This is a genomic window from Caballeronia sp. M23-90, assembly GCF_053574605.1.
In genome coordinates, this window is the sequence record NZ_JBSIPA010000785.1 from 1 (window position 1) to 1,555 (window position 1,555).

Genomic DNA, 1,555 nt, shown 5'->3' on the forward strand with positions numbered 1-1,555 from the left:
TGTTCGGCGCGCTGTGGGAACGCGCCGAACAGTTCGCGAAGGAGCGCGCTGTCCCATGTATCGCGCGGACCGAGCAGATGTTCGAGTTGCGCGCGCAGGCGCTTGACTTCCTTCGGGTCGACATTGTGGGCACGGTCGCCGAATGCGCGGTCGATCTGCTCGATGGCTTTTTCATACGCTGGATGGAGGACTTCTCCCACCGTGGTGCCGGCTGAAGCTTCGCGGCGTAGCTGGAATTCGAGCTGCCAGCGCTTTGACGGGTCCGCCTCGTCGATGCAATGCACCTCCAGCGTCCCGACCTCCGTCAGCGACGCCGAAAGCTGCACCGGCGTCTCGCGCGGACCTTTGGCCGAGCGCGGCTGGACCACGGTGGCTATGGGCGGAAGGCGGACGAAGTCGCTTTGTGAAAGATCGACGAGCTCGCCAGGCTGATAGGCCCTGTCTCCCGTCGATGAAACCAGATGAAACCGCACCGGATGTCCAAGCAGCAGCGTGAATACACGATCCTGTAAAAATACTTCACGGCCTTCTTCCGTGCCGCGCGGCAAGAGGCAGATGCCTTGCTGGTTTTTGCGCTCGCCGCCGCTTTCATCTTCGAGCACGAGGAAATAACTGCGCGCCGCGCCGCCGCCGATGCGCGGTCCGATTCCACCCCGCGCAAGTCCATATGCCACGGCGCCGCGTGCGACGGCGACATCGGGGTTGTCGTTGTGCAGCGCATGCAGCGGTTTGCCGCGCCACGAGCCGAGGGTATCGGCAAGACGCTCGACGAGCGCATGCGCGCGGAACACGCCGCCGTTGAGCAGCAGCGTATCGGGGACGGGCAGCGTTTCAGTATCCGCTTCGGCTTCGGCTCCGGCTTCGGCTACGGGCGAACCCAGCGCATCGCGCGATTGCGCCGCGTGCTGATTCAGGAACGCCGCGATATGCCGCGTGATTCCGGCATCGCTTGCATAGGGCAGTCCGAATTCGACGATCGCGCTGCGCGAACGCCGCGGCCGCTCGCTCGATGCAACCAGCGGGAAAAATCCATCGACGATGATGTGCCCGGCTTCCCGCCGCGTCACTTCCACCGAACGCGCGCCGCCGATCATCCGCGAGCCCGCGCCAAGCAGCGTGATCGACAAGGTCTCGGGCGCATTCGCACCCAGAAGCTGCTCCTTGGCGGCGCGGCACCGCTCGACCAGTTGCGACAGACTCACCGCAGACAAACGGGCAGGCGCGGTCACCATCCGCGTTTCGACGAGATGCGCGAGCGCGAGATCCATGTTGTCGCCGCCGAGCATCAGATGATTGCCGACGCCGATCCGCGTCAGCTCCGGCTCGCCGTCCTTCAGCTCGACCTTGATCAGCGTGAGGTCGGTCGTGCCGCCGCCGACATCGCAAATGAGGACGAGACGGGTCTGCGCCAACTCGGTATCGAGCGTGGCGCGATGCTGGAACAGCCAGTCGTAGAACGCCGCTTGCGGTTCTTCGAGCAGGCGCAATCGGGGCAGGCCGGCTATTCGGGCCGCTTCCAGAGTGAGTGCGCGCGCGCCGTCGTCGAAGGAAGCGG

The 1,555-nt window shown here is 65.1% G+C and carries 1 protein-coding gene; it reads right to left on the reverse strand.

The genetic code is table 11. The features are described from left to right. Positions 1–1,555: Hsp70 family protein (locus ACRXB1_RS35835; protein ID WP_449494745.1), on the reverse strand; the 1,555-nt coding region annotated here is incomplete at both ends.